Here is a 4487-nt window from a genome sequence, read left to right on the forward strand (position 1 = left end):
TCGGTGGCGGGGGGCTCGGCGTCCGGCAGGTCGCCCGGCCGGCCGGCGGGCGCGTCGTCGTGGGCGGCCGCACCGGTCGGGAAGGATCCACCGGTTCCGGAGGCGGAGGCCGTACCGGTCTCGGAAGATCCGTGGGCCGTACCCGCTCCGGAGGGCGCCACGTCGGCGCGCTGGGGAGGCACCAGCGGCCCTGTGTCGCTGAGCCCGTCGTCGTGGTGGTCCTCGCGGCCGTCGCGGCGGGGGTGGACCAGCCGGTCGGCGATGCGTTCGGATGTGCGGCGGTCTGAGTCTCGGTCGGGTCGGTCGTTCATCGAGTCACCGTCCTCAGGGGGATATCGGGGGTCTGTGAACCTCAGTCGGTCCGCGTGTCGTCGCGGACCCGTCCGGAGCGTGCCTCCGCGTGCCGGGGGGAGCCGTTCCGGGGGGAGCCGTCGTCCACGCCGCGGGATGCGGGGACCTCCAGCAGTTCCTCGAACAGGGCCCGGTAGTGCACCATGGCCTGCCGGAGCTCCTCGGTGGAGGCCGCCTGCCGGATGGCGCGGCCGCTGATCTCGTGGGCCTTGCGGTAGTGGTCGAGGGTGCGGCCGTGGGCCACCGACAGGTCGGCGATCCGCTGCTCGAAGTCCTCGGTCGGATAGCCTCGGTCGGCCATCACCGAGGTCACCAGATGGTCGGCCTCGGTGACGGAGAAACCAGGAGCGTCCACGAAACGCTCCTGGACCTCGGTCCACTTCTTGGCGTAGGCCTGGCGCGCCTCGGGGCTGAGCGGGCGGATGTCCAGGGAGTCGAAGCGCTGCTCGCGGGCGATGAGCTCCTGCTCGGCCTCACGCCGGTTCTCGCGCTCGCGCACGGTCCGGTCGTACTCGGGTCCGAACCGGTCGCGGAGCCGGTGCCGGCGTCGTCGCCGCAGTACGGCGTAGCCGAGGGCGACGATCGCCACCACCGCGACCACGACGGCGGCCACCCAGACGAGGGTATCGGCGGACATGTGGGCCTCCGGTCGGTTGTGTCGGCGGTTGCCTCCGTGCGCTGCCCCGGAGGGCCGCCTCGAAACCGCCGACGCGACCGGGGGTTCAGGGCTCGGAGCGGCCACCGGGGAGGGTCCTGCGGGCCTCGGCGAGGACCGTCCCGACGAGCGACTCCCCGGAGGCGGCGGCCGGGACCTCCCGGAACCCGAGCTCCGGGTCGTAGGCGATGTCCAGGCCCGCGGCGACCAGCCGGTCCGCCCAGCGCAGGGCCGTGTTGAGCTTCTCCGCCGGGATCGCGCGGCCCTGGGCGACCGACGACAGGTTGCGCAGGTTCGTCGCCGGGCCGGACTGCGCGTGCGCGCGGTTCAGCTTCCACGGGATCGCGCGGGAGTGGTCGAGCATCGGCTTCGACAGCCCCGCGGCCCGCTTGGCCTGCAGGATGCCGGACTCGCTCACCCCGAACCGCGCGGCCAGCTCCGCGTTCGACAACCCCTGCCCGGCCAGCCGCCGCAGCTCCTCCTGGTCGATCAGCGCCCTGCGCCCCACACGCCCCGCCCTTCAGCCGATCACTCCGCCGGGCGAACGCCTCGGCGTGCACATGTCCACTCGATCTGCGCTAAGGTTATGACGTCCGCCCGAGAGGGGCGGCCCGCAAGGGCCGAACGGACAAACCGGGACGTAGCGCAGCTTGGTAGCGCACCTGACTGGGGGTCAGGGGGTCGCAGGTTCAAATCCTGTCGTCCCGACCAGGTTCTACTGGTCGTCAAGGGTGTCACGTTTTTAACGTGGCACCCTTTTTGTGGGAAATTCCCATTTTGGGTGATATGTGACCTCGTCGGCCGAGTTTTGCTGTGCATGCGATAAATCTTGTTCCTGATGCTTACAATTATCGGATGACGCATCCCGTATTCGACAGACGGACATGGTCGGATGCTCAGCTCGTCGACGCCGTGTCCGGTTCATCTTCCTGGAGAGGAGTCCTGCGGGAACTCGGTCTCAATGCGAGTTCCGCCGGATCCATTCGGGTGGTGCGCCGCCATGTGGAACGTCTGGGGCTGGATACCGGGCATTTCACCGGTCAGCGTCGCTGGTCGGATACGTCTCTCGCCTCCGCCGTGAACGATGGAAGGTCCTGGCCCGAGCTGCTCGATCTGTTGGGACTCCAGTCGGATTCTGGATCGAACAGGGCTGCGGTCAGGGTTCACCCGGCCCGTTTGGGGCTCGATATGAGCCGCTTCGACGGAGATGCTTCGGGTGTGCGATTGAGCAGGCATGCGATGCCGAAAGCGGATCTTTCCCAGCTCAGGAGCGCCGCGCCGGCGATGGCTATGGCATGGTTCGCGCTTCGCGGCTGCGCCGTGGCTCTGCCTGTCGAGCCTCAGGTGTACGACCTACTCGTAACCGTCGACGATGTGATCCGGTGTGTCCAGGTCAAGAGCACGACCAGTATGTCCGATGACGGTTGGATGGTGAATGTCCAAGGCCGACACGTCTACGGCAGATCGACCCTGATCCCGTACGATCCGAAGGATCTTGATTTTTTTCTTCATCGTGGATGGCGATCTGGATGTATATTTCATTCCCATGGGGGTGATAGCCGGCAGGTTGAGGATTCCGTTGAAACGTTATCGGGAATATGTGTGCGGGAACGCATCGGGATTGATCCAGTAGGATTTTTATATCTTCGAACTTGACCGGGGTCGGAGGCGCTCGCCAAGCTGTTCGAGGCCGGGATCGCCTCTTGAGAGAGCTTGCGGGTTTCCTCGGCCATTCCTGTCGGCTGCGCAAGAACGACGACATACGGGCGAGTGGACAGTCGGCGGTCTTGCCCGATGCGCCGCAGTGTCGAAGGGCCGCCCCCCGGTGACTCGTCACCGTCCTTGACGAAGGACGCGTCATCGACCTCCAGGCCACCGGGCTGATCGCAGCCTCCATCCGCCAGGTCGGCTCGCTCCGCCGTCGTTGATCAGTGCGGGCGAAACCGGAGAACACCTCGGTTCAGGACGGTACGTGCTGGACGCTCAGCGTGAACTGTCCGGATCACCCCCCATAGGGCAGTATGTGCGGATGAAGGTCCACCACCTCAACTGCGGGACGATGGCGCCGCCGACCGCGCCGCGCATGGTCGCCCACTGCCTGCTCCTGGAGACCGCGCGCGACCTGGTGCTGGTCGACACCGGCTTCGCCCTCGGCGAGGACCGCTTGGAGACGTTCTTCCTGCGTACGGCCCGGCCTTCCCTCGACCCTGCCGAGTCCGCCGTCCGGCAGGTCCAGGACCTGGGACTGGATCCCGGTGATGTGCGCCACATCGTGCTCACCCACCTGGACGCCGACCACGCCGGCGGGCTGCGGGACTTCCCGCACGCCCGCGTCCACGTGCACGCCGCCGAACTGGCCGCGGCCACCCGTCCCGGCGGCGGAGCGGCCCAGCGGCGCCGCTACCTGCCCGCCCAGTGGGCGCACGGTCCCGACTGGGTCCCATACGACGATGCCGGAGAGGAGCTGTTCGGCCTGCGGGCCCGCCCGCTGGACGGGGTGGAGGACGTGGCGCTGGTCCCGCTGGCCGGGCACAGCCGGGGCCACTCCGGCGTGGCCGTGGACACCGGCGACGGCTGGCTGCTGCACGCCGGCGATGCCTACTGGTTCCACGGGGAGCTCTCCGCGCCGTCGCACTGCCCGCTGACGCTGCGCGTCGCCCAGCGGCTCATCGCCGTCGACCACGCCCAGCGGCTGGCCAACCTGGCCCGGCTGCGGGAACTGCCCGAACAGGTCCAGGTCTTCAGCGCCCACGACGCGAGCGAACTGACCCGCTACACCGGATGAGCAGGCGGGCTCCCCGCCGCGTGGTACCGAGCGGCGTCAGCCGACTCGGCCCACCTGATCGGTCACGGCCCCCAGGAGCGCTCTCAGCGCAGGGGCCGCCGGGCCCTGTCGAGTGACCGCGACGAGGCGACGCCGGACGTCGGCTTCGGCGACGTCGCGGATCGCCAGCGCCGTGTCCGCCGCCGGCAGTGTCAGGACCGGTAGCAGCGCCACGGCTCCCGTGGTGCGCACGAGTTCGAGCTGGATCTCCGCGTCGTTGGAGCGGTGCCGTACGTCGGGTTCGTAGCCGCCCAGGGACCGGCAGGTCCCCATCACCATGGCGTGGTGGCCGGTGCCCGCGGCCGAGGCGGCCCAGACCTCCTCGCGCAGCGAGGCCAGCGCGACGGGTCCTTCCTGCCGGGCCAGCGGATGCGCCGGTGAGAGCACCAGCTTGAGCGGTTCCTCGTGCAGCGGCGCGAAGTTCAGCCCTTCCGGCCGGGGCCGCGGGTGGCCGTCGTACTCGTCGCTGATGACCAGGTCGACCGCTCCCAGGCGCAGCCCCGGCAGCGCCTGCTCCAGCTCGAGTTCGGAGACCTCCGCGCGCACCAGCGGATGCTCGGCCGTCAGGCGGGCCACGGCGGGCACCAGCAGGCGGCGGGCCGCCGACTGCAGGCCGCCGGCGCGTACGGTGCCGCGGACCTCACCGCCCAGAGCCGC

The 4487-nt window shown here is 69.5% G+C and carries 6 protein-coding genes and 1 tRNA gene; 3 read left to right on the plus strand and 4 right to left on the minus strand.

The genetic code is table 11. The annotated features are described in order from the left end of the window. From ACWJ6R_RS30735 to ACWJ6R_RS30745, 3 genes are all read right to left on the minus strand, one after another. Positions 1–311 (minus strand): hypothetical protein (locus ACWJ6R_RS30735; RefSeq protein WP_449065578.1); only part of this gene is annotated, 311 nt, incomplete at its 3' end. 41 nt (positions 312–352) lie between these two features. Then, complete coding sequence (locus ACWJ6R_RS30740) at positions 353–988, minus strand: hypothetical protein (protein ID WP_449065579.1); 636 nt, start codon at positions 986–988, stop codon at positions 353–355. A gap of 85 nt (positions 989–1073) precedes the next feature. Beyond that, positions 1074–1514, minus strand: coding sequence for a hypothetical protein (locus ACWJ6R_RS30745; RefSeq protein ID WP_449065580.1), 441 nt, complete (start codon positions 1512–1514; stop codon positions 1074–1076). Positions 1515–1640: 126 nt separating this feature from the next. On the opposite strand from ACWJ6R_RS30745, the gene ACWJ6R_RS30750 reads away from it, so the two are divergent. From ACWJ6R_RS30750 to ACWJ6R_RS30760, 3 genes are all read left to right on the plus strand, one after another. Continuing rightward, a tRNA-Pro gene (locus ACWJ6R_RS30750) sits at positions 1641–1717 on the plus strand. 144 nt (positions 1718–1861) lie between these two features. Beyond that, complete coding sequence (locus ACWJ6R_RS30755; RefSeq protein WP_449065581.1) at positions 1862–2662, plus strand: hypothetical protein; 801 nt, start codon at positions 1862–1864, stop codon at positions 2660–2662. Positions 2663–3035: 373 nt separating this feature from the next. Then, the gene (locus tag ACWJ6R_RS30760) at positions 3036–3791 is read left to right on the plus strand and encodes an MBL fold metallo-hydrolase (RefSeq protein WP_449065582.1); all 756 of its coding nucleotides are present in this window, start codon (positions 3036–3038) and stop codon (positions 3789–3791) included. A 36-nt stretch (positions 3792–3827) separates the two neighbouring features. Here the strand turns inward: ACWJ6R_RS30760 and ACWJ6R_RS30765 are convergent. Continuing rightward, the coding region (locus tag ACWJ6R_RS30765) for a LysR substrate-binding domain-containing protein (RefSeq protein ID WP_449065583.1) at positions 3828–4487 on the minus strand (660 nt) is incomplete at its 5' end.

Source organism: Planomonospora algeriensis, assembly GCF_977012225.1.